Below are 21,455 nucleotides of genomic sequence, written 5' to 3'. Positions count from 1 at the left end.
CTAGTATACCACGAGCCTCGGCATCGCTTGCATCGCGAGCGGCTCAGCTTATTCCCATGGTTGACTGATGAGTGGCAGCCAGCGCGTGTTTGGCGCGGGGCGGGGGTCCAGGGTTAGCGGCACCAGCACAATTCTGTGAAGTGGGTCGCTGGTGCGCAGCTCGATGCGCGCCTGTTGCGAAAACGGCATTGGAAAAACCCAATGCACGGTTGCGCGCAGGGCCTGCCGGCCATCCGCCGGCACAGTGCCGCCTGCTTCGCTCAAGGTCAGCCACTCAGCCGGCTCGTACTGCGGGCGCAGCTCGATTGCCAGCCCGGCCGCAATTGGCGCGGCGCTGCCACAGCCAAGCGACTGATAATCAAGCGTGGTTTGCTGCACGCCCACCGCCACGCTTGCGGGCATAGCTGGGATGTCACGATACTGGTAAACAATGCGCCCGTCGTCGTGCAGAATGACCTGAAAGCTGTAGGCTTCGGGGGCGCTGCCCGCCAGGTGCACATTCTCGTAGCTAATGACAAACGCCCGCCGCCCGCTGAGCGTCGCATAGCGTATCGCCCCGCCGCGCGCCAGGTCGATATCGGCGCGGAAAGGCGCAATTTCGCGATACAGAAAGGCCGTGTCGGGGAAGCAGCCAGTGACGGGCTTGATGTACTCGCCAATTGGCAGGCTGAAGGACAGAAAACCGTCGGCCGCGGCTACTGTTTCGGTATACGTCGAGCCATAGAATGGAAATGGGAAGCCGAGTGGCACAGTGTCGCTGTAGGGTTTGCCGCGCAGCAGTAATTGCCGGGCGCTGCTGGGCAGATCGATCCACTGGTAGGCCGGCCCGCCCGGCGCATCGCTGCGCTGCACCGCAAAGCTGTCGGGCAGCACGCGGGCAGTGTATTCGAGTGGCTGCGGACCATCGTTCGCCAGCGTAATACTGACGCTGCGCGTTTGCGCGAAATTCAGCGCAAGGTCGAGCGACGGGTGCGCCAGCGCCAGGGTCGGGTAGGCCGGCTGGAGGCGTGTATCGGGCAGATGCGCGTTGCCATTCACAGTAATTGCGCGCTGGTACGGCAGAAACGACGGCGCGCTGACTCGCAGTTGGTAGCTGCCGGGTGCTACAACCAGTGTGAATGTGCCGTCTGCATCGGTGGGAACCGCCAGGCCGCCAGCCACACTCACTTGCGCAGCCACGGGCGCGCCGGTATCGTCGGCCATCACTCGCCCGCTGAGCACTGCCTGATTGGAGCTTGCGCTTACAGAAAATGTTATGTCGACTGATTGAGGCGCTGCGGTCAGCGTCGCAAACAGCTCAACGCGCGCATGGTACACGCCTGGCCCCGGCACCCGCGAGGCATCCAAACGCAGCTGCGCGTTGCCGCTCGCGCCGGGCGCAAGCTGGCCGGGCGACGCCGTTACCGACAGCCACGGCACATCGACACGGGCGCGCTGCACGGCGGCATAGGCATCGACGCGCCCATAGCCATACACACTATTCGGCACCTGCTGGCCGTCGCCGCAGCTATCGTCGCGCAGCGGCCGCGCGCTGCTCTTGATCAGCGCCACTGTGCGATCATAATCGCCCACCAGGCCAGGGTTCGCCGACCAGATCAGCGCCACCAGGCCGGCCACCAGCGGCGTGGCCATCGAAGTGCCTTGCAGCGTGCGGTAATCGAGTCCATCGCCGTTGCTGGTGGACAGAATGCCCTCGCCGCCGCCGGGCGCGACCACATCGGGCTTGACCCGGCCATCAACTGTCGGGCCACGCGCGCTGAACCATGTCGCAATATCGCGCTCGTCGGTCGCGCCAACACCAAACACATCGGTGTAGTCGCTGGGCGAACCGATCGAGCCACACGCGCTGCCGCTGTTGCCTGCCGCAAACACAGGGAAGATGCCGGCAGCGCGCCATGCCGCCACGTAGCCGGCATACCAGTCGTTGCCGCCCATATCGGCCCAGGAGTTATTGATGATCATCGGGCGCAGATCGGGGCGCGGGTTCGTGCCGTTCAGTGCCGTAGGGGCCAGCATCCACTGCGCCGAGTCGATCAAGTCAAGGTCGCTGCACGCATACGAAGCGCAGCCTTGCGCGGCAATCCAGCGCGCCTCGGGGGCCATCCCAACCGAAGGCTGCGCTGCGTTGCCCTTGCCTGCCGCCACCATCGTTCCCATCGTATGCGTGCCGTGGCCGTTCTGGTCGTTCGGCGCGAACACCAGCAGCTTGGGATCGAACCAGTTGTAGTTATGATCGGGTGGGCTGCCGGCGCGGTAGCCGCGATATTGCGCGATCAGCGCCGGGTGGTCGAAACGCACGCCCGTGTCGATATTCGCCACAACAATGCCGCGCCCGGTTGCGCCAAAGTCGCGCCACACCCGGTCGGTGCCAACCTTTCGAATGTTCCAGCAGGTGGTATTGCTTGGCGCGTCGGGCGAGCACAGGTCGCCGCTTGCTGCCACGCTCGGCTGCACGGTTGGCAGGGCATGAATATGGTTTGCGCGCACCAGCGCCACTTCTTCGCGCCCAGCCAGCGCCTGCGCATCGGCCAGCGAGCCATGCACCGCCAGCGCATTCACGATCCACAGCGGGCGCGCCACCACACCACGCGCCTCGAGTTCGGCCAGCATGCGCGCCTGGGTTTGCCCGGCCTGAGCACGCAAGGCGTCGTAGACATAGCGCCCGCGCGCGTCCCAATCGCCTATCGCGTAGGCCGCGCCGAGGTCGGCCTGGTCGCGCAGGTACACCACAAAATCGGCGCGCTGACCCGGCGCAGCCAGCGCGCGAACAAGCTGCGGGTCGAGCCGCTCGCCCTGCGCGGGTAGTGTCACGCGGCGCGGGCCGCTTGGCGGCGCAGCCTGCGCGGGTTTATAGGCCGGCTCGGCTTCCAGCACACTGGGTGTCACCGCGGCGCTGGTGCTGTTCGTGATTGTAATGGTGCGTATGCCGGAAGTGCCGAGCGGCAGCGTAACCGAGAGCGCGTTTGGCGAGGCGCTCATACCGGCCGCACTAGCGGTACGCGGCACGCGCGCAGGCATGGCAGCCAGCACTATGGCAAGCACAAGCACACGAACAAGCAGAAGAGGCAAATGGCGGGGCATAATGGCAGCTTCTCCGGGTGGAACACTGTACATCTGCGGGCAAGGGCAGCATAGCATCGCGCAATTATGCATGTCAAGGCTTCAAGCCGAGCAATACGGCTACAAGCTGCTCACAAATGCTCATCAAGCGTTTAGCTCCGCTGTGCTGCCCGGCCGCCATTTCCTATGCTATGATACTGGGCGAAAACAATCACACGCTGGAGGTTCTTTCATGACCTACCGTGCTGGGCGCATCGCCCTCACCGCATTGATACTCTGTCTGGCAGTTGCCATACCTGGCCTGGCGCTGGCCCACGGCGGCCACACCGGCCCATCCCAAACCTTTACCCAGGATTTTGGCCCCTACGAAGTTGCCATCACCGTCGAAATTCCTTCCGGCGCACCCGCCCCACTCTACCTCAACGTCGCCCCGCTGGACGACGCGGCAGGCGTCACGATGCGCTTTCGCGCAGTGCCACGCGGGCAATCGTTTGATCGCGCGCCCGTCGCCGAGGTACAGGGCATGGCTGGCATGCAGGGCATTTACTACACCGAGCTTGCGGTCGACCGCATGGGCGACTGGGAGCTGGAAGCGAATATCAGTGGTCCGCGCGGCGGTGGCGTTGCGCGCATTCCTTTCACCATCACCGCCACGCCGCTGGCTTCCGGCTCGCTTGGCCTGTTCATCGCGCTTGGTGGCCTGGTCGTTGCCATGGTCGCCAGCATTCTGGCCTCGCTGGCCAACCAGCGCCGCGCCACGCCCTTGCCGCGCTGGGTCGGCTGGACGATCGGTCAGGCGATGTTTGCCTGCCTGATTGCGGCGGCGATCTTTGGTGCGCAGCAGTTCAGCAGCATGATCCAGAGCGCGCAGGCCGCCAGCGCCGCCGCAACTACCGGCGTGGGCCGGCCACACGCCAACCTCGCTGTGCATACCACGCCCGCCACCGTGCAGGCCGGCCAGCCCATGACCCTCACGCTCGATCTCAGCGATGGCTCGACCGGCCTGCCAATCGACGACCTGATTACGCACCACGATGCGCTCATTCACCTCGTCGTCATCAGCGCCGACGGCGGCTATTATCAGCACATTCACCCGCCGCGCAGCGCCCCCGGCGAATACGCCATTGCGCTCACGCCCGACCGGCCAGGGCGTTATACCGCCTACGCCGAGATCGAGCGGCAGGACAGCGGCACGCAAGTGATCGCGCGCGATTTCACCGTTGCGGGCAGCGCGAATGCTGCCGCGCCGCAATTTCAGGGCATGGGCACGCGCACCGTCGACGGCATGCAGGTTGCGCTCACGTCTTCCATCGACCCAATCAAAGCCGGCAAGCAGGCGATTTTCACGTTCAGCTTCAGCAAAGACGGCAAGCCGCTCGACGATTTGCAGCCCTGGCTCAGCATGGGCGGCCACTTGATCGCCCGCAGCGACGACGGCTCGATTTTCGGCCACATCCACGCGCAAGGCCCAATGGCTCCGGCCGGCCTGCTCGCCACCGGCACCAACTACGGCCCCGACATCCAGTTCGTCTACACCTTCCCCCAGCCCGGCCGCTACCAGCTCTGGGGCCAGTTTCGCCGCGCCGATTCGATCGTTACCGTGCCATTCGCCATTGATGTGCAATAGATAAGGAACGCCATGCCACGCTTGATAACGTTTGCGCTCATGCTCATGCTGATCGGCGCGCTGCTGGCCGGCTGCGGCGGGAGCGGCAGCACCCAGACGGCCGAAACTGCTTCCTACAAAGTGCAGCTCAGCCTCGACGGCGCGAGCTTCGCCGAGCACACCGCCACCATCGAGGTGCGCGACAAATCTGGCCAGCCCGTCCAGGCCGATCAGGTTGTGGCCGCGCCGCTCATGGAGTCGATGGGCATGGTTTCGCCCGAGCAAAACGCCCAGCCACTGGGCGACGGGCGCTACCAGGTCAAAGGCGAGTTCTTCTCGATGCTGGGCGAGTGGGAGTTCGACGTAAAAATCACTAAAGGCGGGCAGGAAGAGGTAGCGCGCTTCAAAGTACCAGTGAACGAGGCGTAGCAAACGCGCAGATGATACAGGCACGCATGTGCCTGTGTCATCTGCACATCGCGCCTAGCCATCTTCCTGCATGCGCCCGCCCTGGTAAGCCGCCAGGTACATCGCATAGCAGATCAGCAGCACAGCCGTGAACACCGCGCTCAGCGCCAGCGGCGGCACATGCCCGCGCGGGTTCAGCAGTGGCCTCACAGCATCGGCCAGCACAGCGCGCGGCTCAATCAGCACATCCCAGCTGTTCCAGCGCAGCACCCGCCCCATATACACGCCCAGCCCGCTCAGGCCACTGGCCGCCAGCACAAACAGCCAGCTCGCCAGCGCTCCCGCCATGCGGCGCACCAGCTGCTGCATGTGGTGCAGCGATACGACGGCGAGCCAGCAGCCGTTCAGCACAAAGGTCGCCAGCAGCCCAATATCGTACCAGACCGGCACCGGCGGGCGCTCGCGCAAATGCACCAGGTCGGTTACGAGGTACAGCGCATTCGGGAAGAACAGAAGCCAGAGCGCACCGGCTGGCAGCAGCAGCCACCACGCCTGCGGCCGGCGACGCTGGCTCGCCATTGCCCACAGGCTGGCCATGTAGGGCACCCATGCCAGGGTCAGGTTCCACACCAGAAACACCAGACTCAGCCGATCGTAGCGCACAATGCGCGCCGCCAGCAAACCCAGCGTCAGCGCGCTGCCAAACGCCAGCGCATAGAATGAATGTCGCTTCAAAAACAGGTGGAGCTGCCAGATTCGTTCGTGCATGGAAGTTCTCGCTTCATTGGCTGCAATGCTGTTCGGCTATGAAACGCCAGCCGGCGCATTCACGCGGCTCACTGTAGCACAGCAACCTGAGCGCCACAATAGCATCAGGATGATAAAGAGATTAGTTCATAAACGGCGTGGTGCCAAGCCCCTAAGGCACCGCCGCCCCGCACCCGTGTGCTTGACGCGCGCGCACCCTTCTGCTAGCCTTCACGGCACAGCCGTATATTTTGGCGGCAGTAGAGATAGTCGAACTTATGATTGCCACGCTTTTGGTCGAAGATAACGAGCGCCTGCGCCCAGCCCTGGCGGCAGGCCTGAACGCCACCGGCGCAGTGCATGTGGTGGGCGATTGTGGCAGTGGCGAAGACGCGCTGGCAGCCTGCCTTGCTGCGCCGCCCGCCGCCATCCTGATGGATGTGCAGCTCGCTGGCCGCATGAACGGCATCGAAGCGGCAGTTGCGATTCGTCGCGAGTTCCCGCGCCTGCCGGTCGTGTTCTACTCGATTCAGGACGACGACGCCTACTACCGCGCCTTCCAGCGCTCGGGCATTCTCAGCCACTACGCCTATGTGCGCAAGTCGAACTACCTGCTGCCGCAGATGATCGTGCCGCTCTTGCGCGACGCGGTTGGTGGGCGCAGCTTCATCGACCCCGACATCGAGTCGCGCGTGCAGGAAGTGCGCGAAAAAGACGCCCAATCGCCCATGGCGCTGCTTGAGCCAAACGAGCAGGCCGTGGCGCGCATGCTGGCGCAGGGCATGAGCAACGAGCAGATCGCAGCGCGGCTTGGCTTCCGCGACAAGCGCAGCATCAGCCGCACGAACGGGCAGATCTACGCGGCCTGGGGTTTGGCCGACACCACCACCGACGAAAAAGTTGCCCGCACGCGCGCCGCAATCATTATGCGCGAAGGGCGGCTGCTGATGTGGGACGATCAGGGCATTGCGCACCAGCTCGATCCGCGCGGCACCTGGGTTCGCTACGAGCTGTGAGGCGGCGCATGGCAGTTAGCGCGCAGCCGAAAACCAACGGGTGAGCTATGTCGTACCGTCTTTATCTGCTCCTCACATGGCTGGTGAACACGCTCTCGTTCTTCAACCTGATTGCATTCATCTGGCTCGGTCTGACGGTTCTACTCAACGCTGAGCGCCGCCGCTGGGGTACCTGGGTTGCTGGCGGCGGGCTGATCCTGGGCGGCCTCTTTTTCGCCGGGCACTCGGCAGTGGTAAGCCACGCCTACGACACCTTCGATGGCTTTGCCGCCGACACCGAGTTCTGGTGGCGCGCAAGCTGGCTGCCGGTGGTCGGCGCGCCCTATCTCTGGTATCTCATGACAGTCTGGTATGCCGGGCTGCTGGCCAGCCTGCGGCAGCGCGTGTGGCTGCTGGTCGCGGGCTTACTCGGCCTCGGCGCGATCCTTTCGCTTGCCGTTGCCAACCCGCTTCCCAGCTACGACGAAGTGCTCAACCGCGCGCCAATCGCCGTTTTTCAGATCGCGGGCCTGCCGGTGGCCGCGCTTGTCTACCCGCTCTATAGCACCCTTTGCATCGTGCTGGCCCTGCTTGCCCTGCGCAACCCTGCCGCCTCCGAGCGCTTCATGGGCGACGAAGCCCGCCGACGCGCGCGCCCCTGGCTGATCGCCGCATCGGTCATTCTGCTGCTTGTAACCCTGACGCTGGGCCTTGCCGTCGCCGTATTTCTGAGCCGCATTCAAACCCGGCTGCTTGGCGACCATATTGTGCGTACGCTGTTTGTGCTTGTGGGCTTCGATCTGCTGATCTGCGGACTGCTCGCCATTGCAATTTTGCTGATCGGTCGGGCGATTGTGTCATACGAGATTTTCACGGGTAAGGCACTCCCACGCGGTGGCCTGTTTCACTACTGGCAGCGCAGTATCATCCTGGCCGCCGGCTTTGGCGCGCTGATCGGCCTGAGCTTGATACTGCCCGGTATTCGCGATCTCGACTCGATCTATCGTGTTCTGCTGGCAACCCTGCTGATGACGCTCTTCTACGCCCTGCTCAGCTGGCGCTCCTATGCGGATCGCGAACGCAGCATGGATGCCCTGCGCCCATTTGTGGCCAGCCAGCAGCTCTACGAGCGCATGCTGCGCCCGGCTGCCCCGCCCGAACTCGATGCAGCAACACCCTTGCGCGTCCTCTGCGAACAGGTGCTCGACGCGCGCCTGGCCTACCTCGCCGCGCTCGGGCCGCTTGCCCCGCTCGTCGGCCCAGCGGTTACCGCTGGCGCAAGCGCAACCACAGCCCCCAACGACCTCGCGCTGGCCCGGCTGGTGGCAATGGCGCGCTCACCGCAGACGATTTGCCTGCCGCTCCACCCCGGCCAGTATGGCGGCGCAGTCTGGGCGGTGCCTTTGTGGGGCGAGCGCGGCCTGATCGGTATGTTGCTGCTTGGCGAAAAACGCGACGGCGGGCTGTATACCCAGGAAGAAATGGAGATCGCGCGTGCCGCCGGCGAACGCCTGATCGACGCGCAGGCGAGCACGGTAATGGCGCGCCGCCTGATGGAATTGCAGCGCCAGCGCCTCGCAGAAAGCCAGGTGATCGATCAGCGCACCCGCCGCGTTTTGCACGACGATGTGCTGCCGCAGCTCCATACCGCAATGCTCATGCTTCAGGCCGGCAGCGCGCAGCCCGATGCCATTTCCCTGCTTTCCGACACGCATCGCCAGATCGCAAACCTGCTCCACGCGCTGCCTTCAACCGCCGCGCCCGAGCTTGCGCGTCTAGGCTTGCTCAACGCTCTGCGGCACGCAATCGAAAATGAGTTCGCGAGCGCATTCGATCATATCGAATGGCAGATCGAAGCGGCTACAGCGCAATTAGCCGAACGCCTTTCACCCCTGGCGGCTGAAGTGTGCTTCTATGCGGCGCGCGAAGCCGTGCGCAATGCCGCCCGCTATGGCCGCCCTGCCGACAGCACACGCCCCTTTCAGCTTAGTGTTGCGGCGTGCTGGCGTAATGGTCTGGAAGTAACAATTAGCGACAATGGGGTTGGCATGGGCTTTGCCGCCGCATCCCAGGGCAGTGGCCAGGGCTTGGCACTCCACAGCACGCTCATGGCAGTTATAGGTGGAACACTAACCGCAGGCAGCAATCCGAGTGCTGGCACTCGCATCACGCTTGCGCTGCCCGACGCGGGGCCAGCCAAAGCCGCGCGCGCATTGACAAACCCACCCAATGGCGCTACATTCACATCATAAGCGCAATATCAACAGAACGAGAACTCACACAATGATCCAAGCCTTGCTTTTCGATTTCGATGGTCTTCTCGTTGATACTGAAACCCCGGCACTGGAAAGCTGGCAGCAGATCTACTCCGAATATGGTTACTCCCTATCGCTGGAATTATTTCAGCACGCGCTTGGCACAAACCAGGGCTTCAACGCGCTCGATCATCTGGAAGCACTACTTGGCCATCCAGTCGATCGAACCGCTGTCGCAGCGCAACGGCGCGCCATCAAGTCAGCACTGAGCAAAAATCAGCCGCTGCTCCCTGGCGTAGAAACAATTCTCACCGAAGCTCGCACTCTTGGGCTACCTTGCGCGGTCGCTTCGAGTAGTGATCGCAACTGGGTTGAAGGGTGGCTAGCATTTCACCACATTCGGCATTTCTTCGCCTGCGTACGCACCGCCGACGACGTGAGCCACACAAAACCTGCTCCTGATCTCTTCCTCAGTGCAGCCGCATGCCTGAATATCGACCCAGCACATTGCCTTGTTTTCGAAGATTCGCCGAATGGTATTTTGGCCGCTCGCGCCGCCGGCATGGGCTGCGTCGTTGTGCCCGGCGCTGTCACTCAATGCCTCGCTCTACCCGCAGGCGATCTTATTCTGCCAAGCCTTCACGCCCTCCCCCTGAATGATATTTTCGCACACCTCTCCTAAACCTCTTTCCTCTCCGGTAAAATTATTCCACCGCAAAACAACATCACGTTTTCGCAAGCGTTGCCCAAGCACCTCTACTTTCGATGTGGCTATCTAGGCCGTATCCTTTACCATAGCCCAGCGCTTTATGATCAGGTTTATAAAGAAAGAATGTCACTATCGCCAGGCCGCTTGTAGCCCTAGATATTGCCAAGCTACATACGCAATAATTCTTGAATCAGCTTTCCTATGTAATCGCGCTCAAGGCAAGGATCCACGCATGATACGCCTCGTTATACTCCGCGTTTCCGAAAGCTATTTCCGCCACCGCTGGCTTAATCTCTTACCTATTTTCGTCATGATCTGCGCCGCGGGCGGATTCATAGGGCTATCGAAACCGGAGTATACTTCGCGGGGCACATTATATGTACAAAAGTCATCACTTCTCTCTTCCCTAACCAATATTGGCGAAGACGGCTTCTCTTGGAGTTCGCCAACACAACTCACTCTCAACGAACTATCAGAATTACTTCAGACCGATGCGTTTGTGCGTTCTGCCATCAAAAAGACATCACTTGAAGCACGTATGGCCAATGGGCCCGACGAAGTAAGTGCTGTGACCGATTCCTTTCGTAAAGCAATCACCGTACAAATGGTTGGTGATAATTTAATTGAAATTAGCGCGATTTCAAAAGAGCCTGCGCTTGCTCAACAGATTGCCCAAGCCACCATCGAAGCCTATACTCAATGGAAACTCAACGGTGACCAGCAGGAAAGCGCTGTTGCCCAATCGTTTTTTGCTCAGGTAATCCCTCCCTATCAAGCAGAGCTTCAAAAAGCTCGCGAAGAGCTAAAAAATTATCTGCTTGCTCATCCGCAGCCGCTCCGTGGCGAGCGCCCACCCGAAGAGCAAGTCCAAGTTGCACAGCTTCAGGCCGCCATAGATACAGCCTCGACGCGCTTGGAAAATGCGCTTGAGAAAGAAGAAAGCGCGCGCCTCGCCAAATCACAAGCTGAAAGCAACGTTCGTCAAAACTATCTCGTCATTGATGCACCAGCACTCCCAACAAAAGCCGAGCAAAGCCTGAAAATAATCGCGCTTAACGCTGCGCTTTTTCTTGTTATTGGGCTGATGCTTAGTGTACTCAGTATTGTCGGCGGGGCGGTTCTAGATCGCTCGTTTCGATTTTCAATCGACGTTCAAAACAGTCTCGAACTTCCAGTTCTTGCGCTTATCCCCGATGTACAGCACCTGCCTGCTCCAGTGCTACCAAAGTCTGCTGATGTTTCAAATACCTCTTCCGATATTTTCAGTAGTACCCGTTCAGCCGAGCAACTCAGCCAGCACACCCAAATCCCAATTTCCGCCATAGACAGCAATGGAAGCGTTAGCATCAGCTAGTAGTAATTTCCGAGACAACATCATTGCTCAATACATCTATTTATGTTTCGCCCAGCTTATAGAGCAACACAATATTCCGCATTTACACGAACCTGTATCACAAATAAGGATATTTGCGATAATGCGCAACACTGCCAATACGATTTTTAAAAACGCTAGTGTTTTACTAATTTCACAGCTTGCGACCTGGGGTTTAACGCTTGCTTTAACAGTAGTTTTAGCCCGCTATCTGGGAGCAGAGCTAGTCGGCGAGTATACTATTGCCTCTTCTTTGTGGACAATCATGGGTGTGATCATTAATTTTGGCATGGATACACTTCTTGTCAAAGAAATAGCTCGCTCACCAGAAAAAACTCCTTTATTATTGAGCGCAACACTTGGCGCACGTACAATCCTTTTCATTCTAAGCTGTGGGCTTATTGCTGTATATATTCAGATTGCCAATTTCTCTTCGACTGCTATTATCTTGGTTATACTACTTGGTATTGCTCAACTAATTACGCAACTCTATCTCGCAATACAGGCTTCTCTACAAGGACTCGAGCTCATGCATTATGTATCTATTGCTAATGTAATGAGCCGTATTGTCAATACTGTTTTAGGAATAGCAGTTCTCGTTTTAGGATATGGCGTCTATGGCATCGGATTCGTCACGAGTATTGCTATGGGTGTTGGTCTAGTTCTACAATATCTATTCCTAAGAAAAAAGTATCCAGTCCACATAATTTTTAACGCAGCCGAGTTACGCCGCATCCTTAGAACTGGGCTACCCTACCTTGCTTCTAGTTTAGGATTAGTCGCATATGGACAGGTAGATGTTATCGTCATCTCATCGCTCATTAATACAACGCAAGTAGGGTGGTATGGTTCTGCTTCGCGCCTTTTTAGTACAATGATGTTCTTCCCTGTTATTTTTACCACAGCAATCTTTCCCAGCCTAACAAGGATTTACACACATACTCCAAATTCACTTCCGCGAATCATCCAAAAAAGTTTTAATCTAATGCTCGTTCTAAGTACACCTATTGGCGTATGCTTACTATTTATTGCAAAACCATTAGTCGTGCTACTCTATGGAAATGACTTTTCGCAAAGCGGACCAGTATTGGCAATATTAGGGCTTGTCTTAATCCCAACATACCAGAATATTTTGCTGGGTCAATTCCTTACATCAACCGACCGTCAGAATCGCTGGACTGTTGTCATGCTACTTGCTACTGCTGCAACACTCCCTCTTGATCTGCTGCTCGTTCCTTGGTGTCAGGCAGCCTTTGACAATGGTGCAATTGCTGGCGCTTTGAGTTTCCTCATCACTGAAATCGGCATGGTCATCATTGGCATCACCTTCCTTCCTAATGAATCGCTAAATAAAAACAATATTTTTACGGCGATACGCATCTGTGTTGCAGGTGGGTTTATGGCTTATACGATGTGGTTACTGGCCGATTTTTTCATGCTAATTCCTGCACTTGCCGGAACAATTGTCTATATTGGAATGATTTTGATGATCAAGGCAATCCCAGCTGAAGACCTCTTATTGTTCAAGCAGTTTGCATTAAGCACTTTAAGTCGGCTACATCGGAATCATAACGAGCCTCTTTCAGTAGAAGGAGCATAGGAAGTGTCGCACCATCAAACATCTCAAGCGGTCTTAGAATATTCCGATCTCCCTATTACACTCTGCTCCAAAGATGGCACAATATTGCATACTTTCCCCAGTGAAGTTGTGCGTAGCATGCGTCATCTAGAGAATGCATTAGTGTACCGGAATACCTTGCCCAAAACTATGGCAGTGGTTTCCGCACTGAGCGGCGAAGGCGTAACATTTTCGTCACTTGCGTTTGCTGCTACGCTTGCCAACGACATGCAAACGAGCACATGCCTTGTGGAGTTGAATTGGCAAAGGCCTGGTTTATCTAGGTTAGTTTCTCAGCCTGTGATTGCCAAGCCAATTCAGAAGCGCAGGATCGCGCAGAAAAATACGGCAAGCATAGAGCACGATTTTGGCCTTGGTATAGCTGGGGTTCTTACAGGAGCTTGCACTCTGGAAAGCGCAATTGCATCTACCTCCATACCAGATCTTTCGTTTATACCTGCTGGAAATTTAAATCCAGTATTGCGACCATCAATGGCGCGCAGCGAGCAAATCCAAAATATCTTGGCGCAGCTAGGTGAGCGCTTCGAGCATATTATTATTGACATCCCTGCAATTCATATGTCGCGTGACGCTACGGCACTAGCCGCCTTAAGTCAGGGATGTTGCTTGGTTATTCGACAAGGTGTAACACCTGTAAATAGGGTAAGGCAGGCTCTTGAAGAGATCGCTCACCTCAATATTTTAGGCGTCATTCTGAACCAAGTAAACTTAAGCTCACCGAACTGGCTACACCATTTCGTACGACAAGAATAGAATATGAAGGTATTTATTTTATTTATTTTAGCTTGCTTCTTTATTTCTCCAAAGGTTAGACATCGAAGGCTAAAATTTTCTCGATGGCTACTTTTTGGAATAGTAATATTTGTATGCTTTGCATATTTTTTCCTTAATCAGATCTAAAGAGACCCAACATTGATAAATACAATCTCGATAGGCACAGAGCCTCTGACAGCTCATTATCAGCTACAGCGAAGTTCTGCCATATCTTGGGCTTGGCTTAGTGCGATTTTGGCATTAAGCGCTCTAGTTGGATTAAGCTTAATCCGAGGCACATCACCTCTTGCTCTCATTGGATGGATTATTTTTTTAACTGGCATAGTGGCGCTTCTGTACGAACCGCGCTATGGCGTTTACCAGATTGTCGGCTTTGGTCTCGCTGGCGATATGATTCTCAGCCCTTGGTTTCCTTTCGTTAAAAATCTTTCGAGCGCAGAATCAATATTGTATATTGGGCGCGCCACAAGTTTCAGTCCTGCAGAAATATTCATTGTTCTCACATTTATCTCGTGGCTAAGTCGGGCAGCAATTCAGCGCAAAATGGAGGTCTTCAAAGGTCCGCTTTTTTGGCCAGCAATGATCTTTGCCTTTTTTATAACCACGGGTCTGATATACGGCTTAGTACATCAAGGTGATAAAAAAATAGCGTTGTGGGAAGTAAGGGTTATATATTACCTTCCTTCAATGCTTATCCTAACCAGCAACCTCATAAAAAATAATAAACATGTCAATACGTTAATATTGATAGCAATAGTTGCAGTTTTTTTAGATTCATGTAACGGCATAATCTATATTGCAACTGTCCTGGCTTTTAATATTCGAAGCGTCGAGGCAATAGCCGAACATTCTTTCTCAATACATATTAATACTATACTTGTGTTTACCTTTAATATTTGGATGTTTCGTGGATCACAAAAAAAGCGTTTAATACTACCTCTGCTTATACCGATATTTTTAATTAGCTACTTTGCAAATCAACGGCGTGCTTCATTTATAACCTTAGCTATAGCAATAATTATTATTAGTTTTGTATTATACCAAGTTCGTCGTAAAACATTTTGGTTTATTATACCAATAGCTTTCCTATTAAGTATTATATATATTGGAGCATTTTGGAATAGCACCGGCAGTATAGGAATGCCAGCTCGAGCAATTCGTTCGGTTATTTCGCCAAAGCAAGGGGGACGAGATGATTCCTCGAACGTCTATCGTATAATTGAGAATATGAATTCAAAGTTTACTATTGCACAACACCCTTTTACCGGAGTAGGTTTTGGAAATAAATTTTATATCGTAGCTCCAATGCCTGATATCAGTTTCTTTGAATGGTGGCAATATATTACCCATAATTCTATTCTTTGGATCTGGATGCAAACAGGGATTTTTGGATTCATTAGTCTACTTATGTTAATAGGAATTTCCATCGTAGTTGGCACTCAAAGTATGTGGGATATTACAGATGGCGATTTGAAATCGATCGTTTTTATGGCAACGCTCTATATTATTATGCATTTCATCTACGCGTATGTAGATATGTCTTGGGAGGCACAAAGCATGATCTACGTTGGAACGATGATGGGAATTATAAATTGCAGTGGAAACATCTCTGTAACATCTTACCGCCTTACTCAAAAGTACTAAAACAGAATATCATGAGTTTGAAATTAAAAAAAATATCTCGCATTGTTAAAGAAGAATTGAGCGGTTATCATCCTCGATTACAAGTTGCACAGCTAATTTGCAGTATATTACCAGCTTATGCTGGAAGCCGAGTGCGGGCACTAGCATTGCGGGCGGCTGGGTTTCAAATTGGACAAGGCTGCGTTATATGGGGCATGCCAATATTAACTGGAAGCGCAACTCTTTACAAAAATTTACACATGGGCAACTATGCAATGATTAATTTAGGGTGTTTGTTTGATCTTGGATCGCCGATCCATATTGGTGATTATGTGGCAATTGGCCATCATGTTTCAATTTTGACTACGAGCCATATCCAAGGTCCTTCAAACTTTCGAGCAGGACCTACTTATTCATTACCAGTTATTATCGAGAGCGGAGCTTGGATTGGCACGCGCACTACAATATTACCCGGCGTCACCATAGGCACAGGAGCAGTAGTTGCAGCTGGAGCCTTGGTGACGAAAAACGTACCTGCTAATTCGCTAGTAGGAGGTGTTCCAGCTCGCATTATCAAATCGCAACTGCCTAGTCATCTCAGTATCTAAGGTTTTGCAGAAATAGGCGAAAGCTCAGGGTAAAGCCAAACGGAGCTTGATATCGGACAGAGTCATGCCTTGGTGCGATTGTTCGATGGCCCAAGCAAGCGTTTTGCCCAAGGTCTCGCGAGCGATGGTGCGACAGGACTCGCCAATGGTCATCAGGCGTGTGTGAGCCCATTCGAAGGCACGATCATGCTTCAATTGGCGCATCAGAGCCGTGTACGCCAGGACGACGAGGTGCATGTGCCTGGTCTGGCCCATCCCGTCCCTGAGCTGACACTCGCCCATGCCCAAATGCTGCTTCCCGTCCCGATGAAAGGTCTCCGTCCCTGTCCAGCGCTTTTTGTAGACCTTCAAAATGCGATGAGCTTCCCACTGGGTTCGGTTGCTGATCAGGATCTTGCGTGGCGTCGCAGCTTCTGCTTCTGACCACAACACCAGAATACGCACTGGGTGGTTGACATTGGGCAGACGAACGGACTTGGTGAAGCTACCATTGCGTGTGACCGCCGACCGTAAACTTGGTGCGAACAAGCGGCGTGAGCGTTTTGACCCACTCAGTCACGCTGGTCTGCTTCCCGCTGACTACAATCACTCGGTTGGCTTTCAAATCACCGATGTAGCTGCGACCTTTGGCGTGGAGGGTGTTCATAATTGGCGCGTTGGTGAAGTAACTGTCGAAGGTGAAGTCGCCCGGTATGTCCTCAGCGACAACCCAATCGATCAGTTCCTTAGCGAGGTCGGTGTGATTCTTGAACGGGCGCTCGTCGTCGCACTGCTCGCGCTTGCGGAAGCGCCGGAAATCGAGCGGATAATGCTTCCCACTCGGGTTGACGTAGTTGGCAAACAGGTAATCGTGGGCGATCAGGTGGCGTTTGTCGGCATGGTCCCAGAAATAGCCGACATCCTCTATCAGTTTGCCGTCATGATCTATCAAAGTGTTATCGATCGCGATAACGCCGTCGTGACGATAGCGCGTTGCAGCGTCCTGTTGAAGCCATTCGAGCCGGTGCGCGTTGATGCGCTGGACATCCCAGGGCGCTTCAGTCAACCATCGATTGAGAGTGGATTGGTCGGGTGGGGCGGCAAACTCTCGCGTGATACCGCTCACGGTCTTGTGCTCCGCTACAAACAGCCCGGTCAGGTATTCGGCAAAGTGGCGGCGTGAAGGCTCATTTGGAAACAGGTCGGCGAACTGGACCAGCAGTTCCTCGACCACCTGTGGTATCGCGACAATTGCTGGCACCTGTGCCTCCCAACTGGTAGACCAACGCTCGCCTGATCATATGCTCAGAAGCTTGTTGCCGCAAATCTGCAAAAGTCCAGTCAGTATGATGGATTAACAAATTTCATAGAGTACTCAAATCAGTAAAACATTTATAAAACTAATAATGATATTCCATGTACTAAACGATGTTTTCCAAAACCTTTTTGCGGTTTTAGGCGCATACTGGCATTTACGATCTGCCAAAAAGCTCAGCCAGCACATTAGATTATAGGGGCCGCCTCATATTCAGAATTCAGGAACGCTATTAGAGGGCGTTTGGAAAATCAGGACCATCGTGATACCATGATTGATTTGTGCATTGGAATGCGAGAACCAAGGTGTGATGATGGGATATCTGACCGACTTAACCGACGAGCAATGGGCCTGGATCGAACCGATTTTCCCACCACAGGAAGGTCGTGGCTGCCGCCGCACCGTCAATCTTCAACGTATGATTGACGCCTTGATATATCAGGATCGGACTGGCTGTCAGTGGCGCTTGATCCCACTCGACTTTCCGACATCAGGGACCGTTCACTACTACTTCGATAAATGGAATGACGATGGCACGATGCTCGAAATCCACGACTGCTTGCGGCGCGCCGTGCGCGTAGTGTAAGGGCGTGAGCCTGAGCCAAGCGCTATCGTGATCGATAGCCAATCGGTCAAAACCGCCGAAGCTGGCGGCGAGCGTGGTTTTGACGAAGGCAAACAAGTCGATGGGCGCAAACGGCAGATGGTTGTTGATACCGAAGGCAATCTGCTGACAGTCACGGTTCACGCTGCCGACATTCAAGATCGTGACGACGTGCAAGGAGCACTGGTGGAGACACAGGAATTGTGTCCAATGGGCTGCCAAAATCCTTGGCATCACGATCAAGATTGTCACATGTCCAGCCGAGCAGGTCGGTTTTCAAGTGCAGCCGCGTCGCTGGGTCGTCTAGCGGACAATTGCATGGGTTAATCGCTGTCGTCGCTTGAGTAAGGATGTTGAGCATTTGGCCAATAATAGCGCTTTTTGTATTTATTGGGCGTCGATACAGCGTATGTTTCGCTATGTGACACCACCACACGACCAAAAAAAGACCATATATACACACAAAGGCGAATTTAGCACAAGTGAGTATCGTTCGTTGATTTTCCAAACTTCCTTTTATTGGAGACTGTGTGTGCCTCGTTTCGACGATTAAAAAACTTGAACTAGCTATCGGCCCAAATGGCAACTTGAAATAGGCAATGGGTATTTATCAATTACGGCTGTTCTATCGCCGCACAAAGCCTTGTTCGTATCGGGTCCGACTGAAACATTGGAACATATGTAATCATGATGGATAATGATTTTCACAGCCTTAAACCGGAGGGACGCACCGAACAGCCAGATTCTGCTCTAATATTTCTCGAAGAAAACGTTTGGATTGGTGCTCGAGTTATTGTTCTTCGCGGTGTGACTATTGGTAGAGGAAGCGTCGTTGGAGCAGGCAGTATTGTGAATCGAGACATCCCTCCACGCTCCCTAGCGGTTGGCGTGTCGGCACGAGTGATTCGCAAACTCTGACATTTGGGTGAGGATAAAGAAATTACCATGCTTAAAGTTAGTGTGATTATACCTACATATAATCGGGTTGATCGCTTAAAAAAAGTTCTTCAAGCACTCGAAGAACAAAATTTCGATCATAATGCTTTTGAAGTAATCGTCATTTCAGATGGCTCGACAGATCACACAAACGAAATGGTTCAAGAATTAAAGACTCTATATCGTTTAAGTTTACTCATACAGCCGAATAAAGGCCCCGCAGCGGCAAGAAATTCAGGCATAGCACATGCTAAAGGTGAATACGTTCTTTTCGTTGATGATGACGTCATTCCAACACCAGAACTTATTGCTGAGCACATCAATGTTCACGAGCAACAAGGTAGCAATATTGTGGCGCTTGGACCTATGCTAACTCCGCAACAATTCCAAATGACACCTTGGGTTCGTTGGGAGCAAGCAATGTTAATAAAACAGTATTACAGCATGCAAAATGGTCGTTGGCAGCCAACAGCTCGCCAGTTTTATACAGGCAATACTTCGCTGCAACGCAGCCATTTACTAGCTAGCGGCGGTTTCGATCCAAAATTTAGGCGCGCCGAAGATGTAGAACTTGCATATAGACTTAAAACCAGAGGTTTACGATTTTTCTTTAACCCAAAGGCAATTGGTTATCACTATGCTGAACGAAGCTTTCGCTCCTGGATAGAAACCCCATACGCTTACGGCAGAAACGATGTTATTTTTGCTCGCGACAAAAAGCAATCATGGTTGTTACAGGCGGTATTTGAGGAATATCAAATGCGCAATACACTTATTCGCTTTCTTGTTCGCATTTGTTTAGATCGTAGGATTCTAAGTAAATTTACAATCTGGTTATTACAGTCTTTCGCTTGGCAAAGTGATCGTATAGGCTTAGAAAAAATTGTCCAAATGACACACAGTGGCATTTTTAATCTCCAGTACTACCAAGGTATATCTGACGAATTAGACGGCCGAGCTAATTTCTTTGCGCAGGTACAGTAAAATGTTTGACATCTTTCGACAAGATGCATATCGTTGGTCAGTCTACCACCCACAACTTCGTTTAACCAACGCATCTCAACTTTCTACATGGTTAATTATATGGCTTCTGTTTCATCATATGCCTTTGCGTGCTACAGCCTGGTTTCGCTTCGGTTCATGGTGCAAACACAAACGTATACCGTTTCTGCCTGGGCACATCCAGCGGCGCATTTACCGTCATTATGGCTTGGAGATAGTTATTGGGGCCGATATAGAAGGTGGCCTATATATACCTCATCCCATTGGCACTGTTATAGCGCCAAAGCATATTGGCCATAATTGCAGTATTATCGCTGCTGTAACTATAGGCATGCGTAACGAGTGGAAATTTCCTGATATTGGCAATGATGTTTTCATAGGTGCGGGTGCGCGGGTTTTGGGTGGTATTTGCGTAGGGAACAATGTCACTATTGGCGCTAATGCCGTTGTCATTCATGATATTCCTGAGCATTCGACTGCAATAGGAATACCAGCAAAAATAATAAAAAAGAAATAACGTCCAAAACGAATACAGTTACCGGAGTATCAGGATTTGAAAAAAAACTTCGCTCGAAAAGTTTATTTTATCTATATTCTTGTATGTCTGTTAGTATCAAGTTGCGCGTGGCAAAATACTGCACCTAGTCCTAATTCGAGTACAAACGCAACACCAACAGTTGCTCCATTCTTCGCAGATATACATCCACAGACCCAATCAACAACACCATCCAACATCTACTCGGCCACAGAAAGTGCCTCACCGACTAGAACAGTTTCTACGAATATCCTTGTCAGCACAAGAATAACAGACCAAATCCAAGAAATATCTATCTATGACGATCTATTAAGCTCTGATTGGAGCTTAAGCAATAGCGATTTTACGCAGTTTGAGCAAACCAATCAAATCAAAGCACAACACGGGCAAACTGCGTTAGCAGTTAAGCCTTTGAAGGCTTTTGGAAGTTTATTTTTCACCGTCAACAAAAATACAGGTGTTCAATTTCTAAGGAAAAGTGTCTTGGGTTTTCGTTTGTGGTTAATGGGAGGGAGACGAGGTATTGCAACAAGCGATCTGGCAATCACAGTAACAGGAAGCAATTCGTATAACTATTGGAAATCAAACGATACTTCAGTAACAATCAATACGCCGATAACATTGGATAGACCGTTATTTTCTGAAACACGGTTATATGACCTAGATATTAATCGCACCATTCCCGAAGGCACTTGGGTTGAAGTCGTTGTTTGGTTAGATAATCTTAAGTATGACCCAGAATATACTTATATCACAGGGATATATCTCAAAAATGATGAACTCTTCAATGACACGTTTTATTTAGATAACGTGGATATTCTTCTTGAGACGCAGCCCTAGAAAGTTTACGGCTTCTTTTTCCTCTTCATTGGTTTCAATTATATGTGAGCGTAGCGCCTTATCTTCGCCACCACTTTGAACTGACAACAGCTGATCAACTGTGGCTATAATCTCATCAGAACCTACTGGCTTCGTTAAAAAAGCTACTGCCCCAGCCTCCCGTGCTCGGCTATGATCAAGATCTTGCACACTACCAGTTAGAATAATTACTGGTATTATGCAATATTGAGAGTTACTGCGCATATGCTCCAATAGCTCAATCCCATTGAGTTCCGGCATATTAATATCAGTAATAACCAAATCAAACGGCTGCTCGGATAAACGCTCTAGAGCTTGCCGCCCATTTAGCGCCGCAACCACAACGTGATGTTTCTGCTGCAATATAAAACCCATTAAGCGCTGGCTTGTCGAATGGTCATCTACAATGAGAATCTTAGCCATCGTAGCC

At 53.2% G+C, this 21,455-nt stretch carries 18 protein-coding genes and 2 pseudogenes; 16 read left to right on the top strand and 4 right to left on the bottom strand.

Annotation, left to right across the window (positions count from 1 at the left end):
* Positions 1 to 48: 48 nt before the first annotated feature.
* Positions 49 to 2,979 (bottom strand): S8 family serine peptidase, encoded by a 2,931-nt coding sequence (locus M1P90_RS02390; RefSeq protein ID WP_483701056.1) that lies wholly within the window; start codon positions 2,977 to 2,979, stop codon positions 49 to 51.
* A gap of 313 nt (positions 2,980 to 3,292) precedes the next feature.
* Between M1P90_RS02390 and M1P90_RS02385 the strand changes: the two genes are divergently transcribed.
* Together M1P90_RS02385 and M1P90_RS02380 are read left to right on the top strand one after the other, a co-directional pair.
* On the top strand, positions 3,293 to 4,687 hold the full coding sequence (locus tag M1P90_RS02385; RefSeq protein WP_483701055.1) for a hypothetical protein: 1,395 nt from the start codon (positions 3,293 to 3,295) through the stop codon (positions 4,685 to 4,687).
* Between the two features lie 12 nt (positions 4,688 to 4,699).
* Positions 4,700 to 5,095, top strand: a complete 396-nt coding sequence (locus M1P90_RS02380) for a FixH family protein (RefSeq protein ID WP_483701054.1) — start codon at positions 4,700 to 4,702, stop codon at positions 5,093 to 5,095.
* A 54-nt stretch (positions 5,096 to 5,149) separates the two neighbouring features.
* Here M1P90_RS02380 and M1P90_RS02375 read toward each other — a convergent pair whose 3' ends face one another.
* On the bottom strand, positions 5,150 to 5,842 hold the full coding sequence (locus M1P90_RS02375; RefSeq protein WP_483701053.1) for a DUF1361 domain-containing protein: 693 nt from the start codon (positions 5,840 to 5,842) through the stop codon (positions 5,150 to 5,152).
* Between the two features lie 257 nt (positions 5,843 to 6,099).
* Here M1P90_RS02375 and M1P90_RS02370 point away from each other — a divergent pair, with 257 nt between their 5' ends.
* The 8 genes from M1P90_RS02370 (at position 6,100) to M1P90_RS02335 (ending at position 15,796) form a co-directional block, all read left to right on the top strand.
* A complete protein-coding gene (locus M1P90_RS02370; RefSeq protein WP_483701052.1) occupies positions 6,100 to 6,837 on the top strand; it encodes a response regulator in 738 nt (245 codons plus the stop codon).
* Between the two features lie 47 nt (positions 6,838 to 6,884).
* Complete coding sequence (locus M1P90_RS02365) at positions 6,885 to 9,068, top strand: sensor histidine kinase (RefSeq protein WP_483701051.1); 2,184 nt, start codon at positions 6,885 to 6,887, stop codon at positions 9,066 to 9,068.
* A gap of 31 nt (positions 9,069 to 9,099) precedes the next feature.
* Positions 9,100 to 9,753 (top strand): HAD family hydrolase, encoded by a 654-nt coding sequence (locus M1P90_RS02360; protein WP_483701050.1) that lies wholly within the window; start codon positions 9,100 to 9,102, stop codon positions 9,751 to 9,753.
* A gap of 259 nt (positions 9,754 to 10,012) precedes the next feature.
* Positions 10,013 to 11,134, top strand: coding sequence for a GumC domain-containing protein (locus M1P90_RS02355; protein WP_483701049.1), 1,122 nt, complete (start codon positions 10,013 to 10,015; stop codon positions 11,132 to 11,134).
* Positions 11,112 to 12,752, top strand: coding sequence for a flippase (locus tag M1P90_RS02350; RefSeq protein WP_483701048.1), 1,641 nt, complete (start codon positions 11,112 to 11,114; stop codon positions 12,750 to 12,752). Before M1P90_RS02355 ends, M1P90_RS02350 begins: the two co-directional genes overlap by 23 nt.
* Before the next feature lie 3 nt (positions 12,753 to 12,755).
* Entirely contained in the window at positions 12,756 to 13,544 is a 789-nt protein-coding gene (locus M1P90_RS02345; protein ID WP_483701047.1) for a CpsD/CapB family tyrosine-protein kinase, read from the top strand.
* Between the two features lie 159 nt (positions 13,545 to 13,703).
* Positions 13,704 to 15,209 (top strand): O-antigen ligase family protein, encoded by a 1,506-nt coding sequence (locus M1P90_RS02340; RefSeq protein WP_483701046.1) that lies wholly within the window; start codon positions 13,704 to 13,706, stop codon positions 15,207 to 15,209.
* A gap of 11 nt (positions 15,210 to 15,220) precedes the next feature.
* The gene (locus tag M1P90_RS02335; RefSeq protein ID WP_483701045.1) at positions 15,221 to 15,796 is read left to right on the top strand and encodes an acyltransferase; all 576 of its coding nucleotides are present in this window, start codon (positions 15,221 to 15,223) and stop codon (positions 15,794 to 15,796) included.
* A gap of 24 nt (positions 15,797 to 15,820) precedes the next feature.
* Here M1P90_RS02335 and M1P90_RS02330 read toward each other — a convergent pair.
* Positions 15,821 to 17,036 (bottom strand): annotated as a pseudogene (locus M1P90_RS02330) (IS701 family transposase).
* Positions 17,037 to 17,400: 364 nt separating this feature from the next.
* Between M1P90_RS02330 and M1P90_RS02325 the strand changes: the two are divergent.
* From M1P90_RS02325 to M1P90_RS02300, 6 genes and pseudogenes are all read left to right on the top strand, one after another.
* Positions 17,401 to 17,676, top strand: coding sequence for a transposase (locus tag M1P90_RS02325; RefSeq protein WP_483701044.1), 276 nt, complete (start codon positions 17,401 to 17,403; stop codon positions 17,674 to 17,676).
* 21 nt (positions 17,677 to 17,697) lie between these two features.
* Positions 17,698 to 18,021 (top strand): annotated as a pseudogene (locus M1P90_RS02320) (transposase); the annotation flags it as partial.
* Positions 18,022 to 18,381: 360 nt separating this feature from the next.
* Positions 18,382 to 18,612: a DapH/DapD/GlmU-related protein gene (locus tag M1P90_RS02315; protein WP_483701043.1), complete on the top strand. Its 231-nt coding sequence runs from the start codon at positions 18,382 to 18,384 to the stop codon at positions 18,610 to 18,612.
* A 27-nt stretch (positions 18,613 to 18,639) separates the two neighbouring features.
* On the top strand, positions 18,640 to 19,614 hold the full coding sequence (gene epsD / locus M1P90_RS02310; protein ID WP_483701042.1) for an exopolysaccharide biosynthesis glycosyltransferase EpsD: 975 nt from the start codon (positions 18,640 to 18,642) through the stop codon (positions 19,612 to 19,614).
* A gap of 1 nt (position 19,615) precedes the next feature.
* Entirely contained in the window at positions 19,616 to 20,149 is a 534-nt protein-coding gene (locus M1P90_RS02305; protein ID WP_483701041.1) for a serine O-acetyltransferase, read from the top strand.
* A gap of 36 nt (positions 20,150 to 20,185) precedes the next feature.
* Positions 20,186 to 21,007, top strand: a complete 822-nt coding sequence (locus M1P90_RS02300) for a hypothetical protein (RefSeq protein ID WP_483701040.1) — start codon at positions 20,186 to 20,188, stop codon at positions 21,005 to 21,007.
* Here M1P90_RS02300 and M1P90_RS02295 read toward each other — a convergent pair.
* Positions 20,969 to 21,448: a response regulator gene (locus M1P90_RS02295; protein WP_483701039.1), complete on the bottom strand. Its 480-nt coding sequence runs from the start codon at positions 21,446 to 21,448 to the stop codon at positions 20,969 to 20,971. The two genes, M1P90_RS02300 and M1P90_RS02295, sit on opposite strands and share 39 nt — an antisense overlap.
* Between the last annotated feature and the right edge of the window lie 7 nt (positions 21,449 to 21,455).

The sequence above is a fragment of the Kouleothrix sp. 19917 genome, from assembly GCF_057073505.1.
The sequence above is the reverse complement of the archived record's forward strand: the minus strand, read 5'-3'. Positions and strand labels throughout refer to the sequence as shown.

Coding starts and splice junctions, on each gene's coding strand:
- M1P90_RS02390 (WP_483701056.1), bottom strand. CDS start 2,979: ATGAGCGCCTCGCCAAACGCGCTCTCGGTTACGCTGCCGCTCGGCACT.
- M1P90_RS02385 (WP_483701055.1), top strand. CDS start 3,293: ATGACCTACCGTGCTGGGCGCATCGCCCTCACCGCATTGATACTCTGT.
- M1P90_RS02380 (WP_483701054.1), top strand. CDS start 4,700: ATGCCACGCTTGATAACGTTTGCGCTCATGCTCATGCTGATCGGCGCG.
- M1P90_RS02375 (WP_483701053.1), bottom strand. CDS start 5,842: ATGCACGAACGAATCTGGCAGCTCCACCTGTTTTTGAAGCGACATTCA.
- M1P90_RS02370 (WP_483701052.1), top strand. CDS start 6,100: ATGATTGCCACGCTTTTGGTCGAAGATAACGAGCGCCTGCGCCCAGCC.
- M1P90_RS02365 (WP_483701051.1), top strand. CDS start 6,885: ATGTCGTACCGTCTTTATCTGCTCCTCACATGGCTGGTGAACACGCTC.
- M1P90_RS02360 (WP_483701050.1), top strand. CDS start 9,100: ATGATCCAAGCCTTGCTTTTCGATTTCGATGGTCTTCTCGTTGATACT.
- M1P90_RS02355 (WP_483701049.1), top strand. CDS start 10,013: ATGATACGCCTCGTTATACTCCGCGTTTCCGAAAGCTATTTCCGCCAC.
- M1P90_RS02350 (WP_483701048.1), top strand. CDS start 11,112: ATGGAAGCGTTAGCATCAGCTAGTAGTAATTTCCGAGACAACATCATT.
- M1P90_RS02335 (WP_483701045.1), top strand. CDS start 15,221: ATGAGTTTGAAATTAAAAAAAATATCTCGCATTGTTAAAGAAGAATTG.
- M1P90_RS02325 (WP_483701044.1), top strand. CDS start 17,401: ATGATGGGATATCTGACCGACTTAACCGACGAGCAATGGGCCTGGATC.
- M1P90_RS02315 (WP_483701043.1), top strand. CDS start 18,382: ATGATGGATAATGATTTTCACAGCCTTAAACCGGAGGGACGCACCGAA.
- epsD (WP_483701042.1), top strand. CDS start 18,640: ATGCTTAAAGTTAGTGTGATTATACCTACATATAATCGGGTTGATCGC.
- M1P90_RS02305 (WP_483701041.1), top strand. CDS start 19,616: ATGTTTGACATCTTTCGACAAGATGCATATCGTTGGTCAGTCTACCAC.
- M1P90_RS02295 (WP_483701039.1), bottom strand. CDS start 21,448: ATGGCTAAGATTCTCATTGTAGATGACCATTCGACAAGCCAGCGCTTA.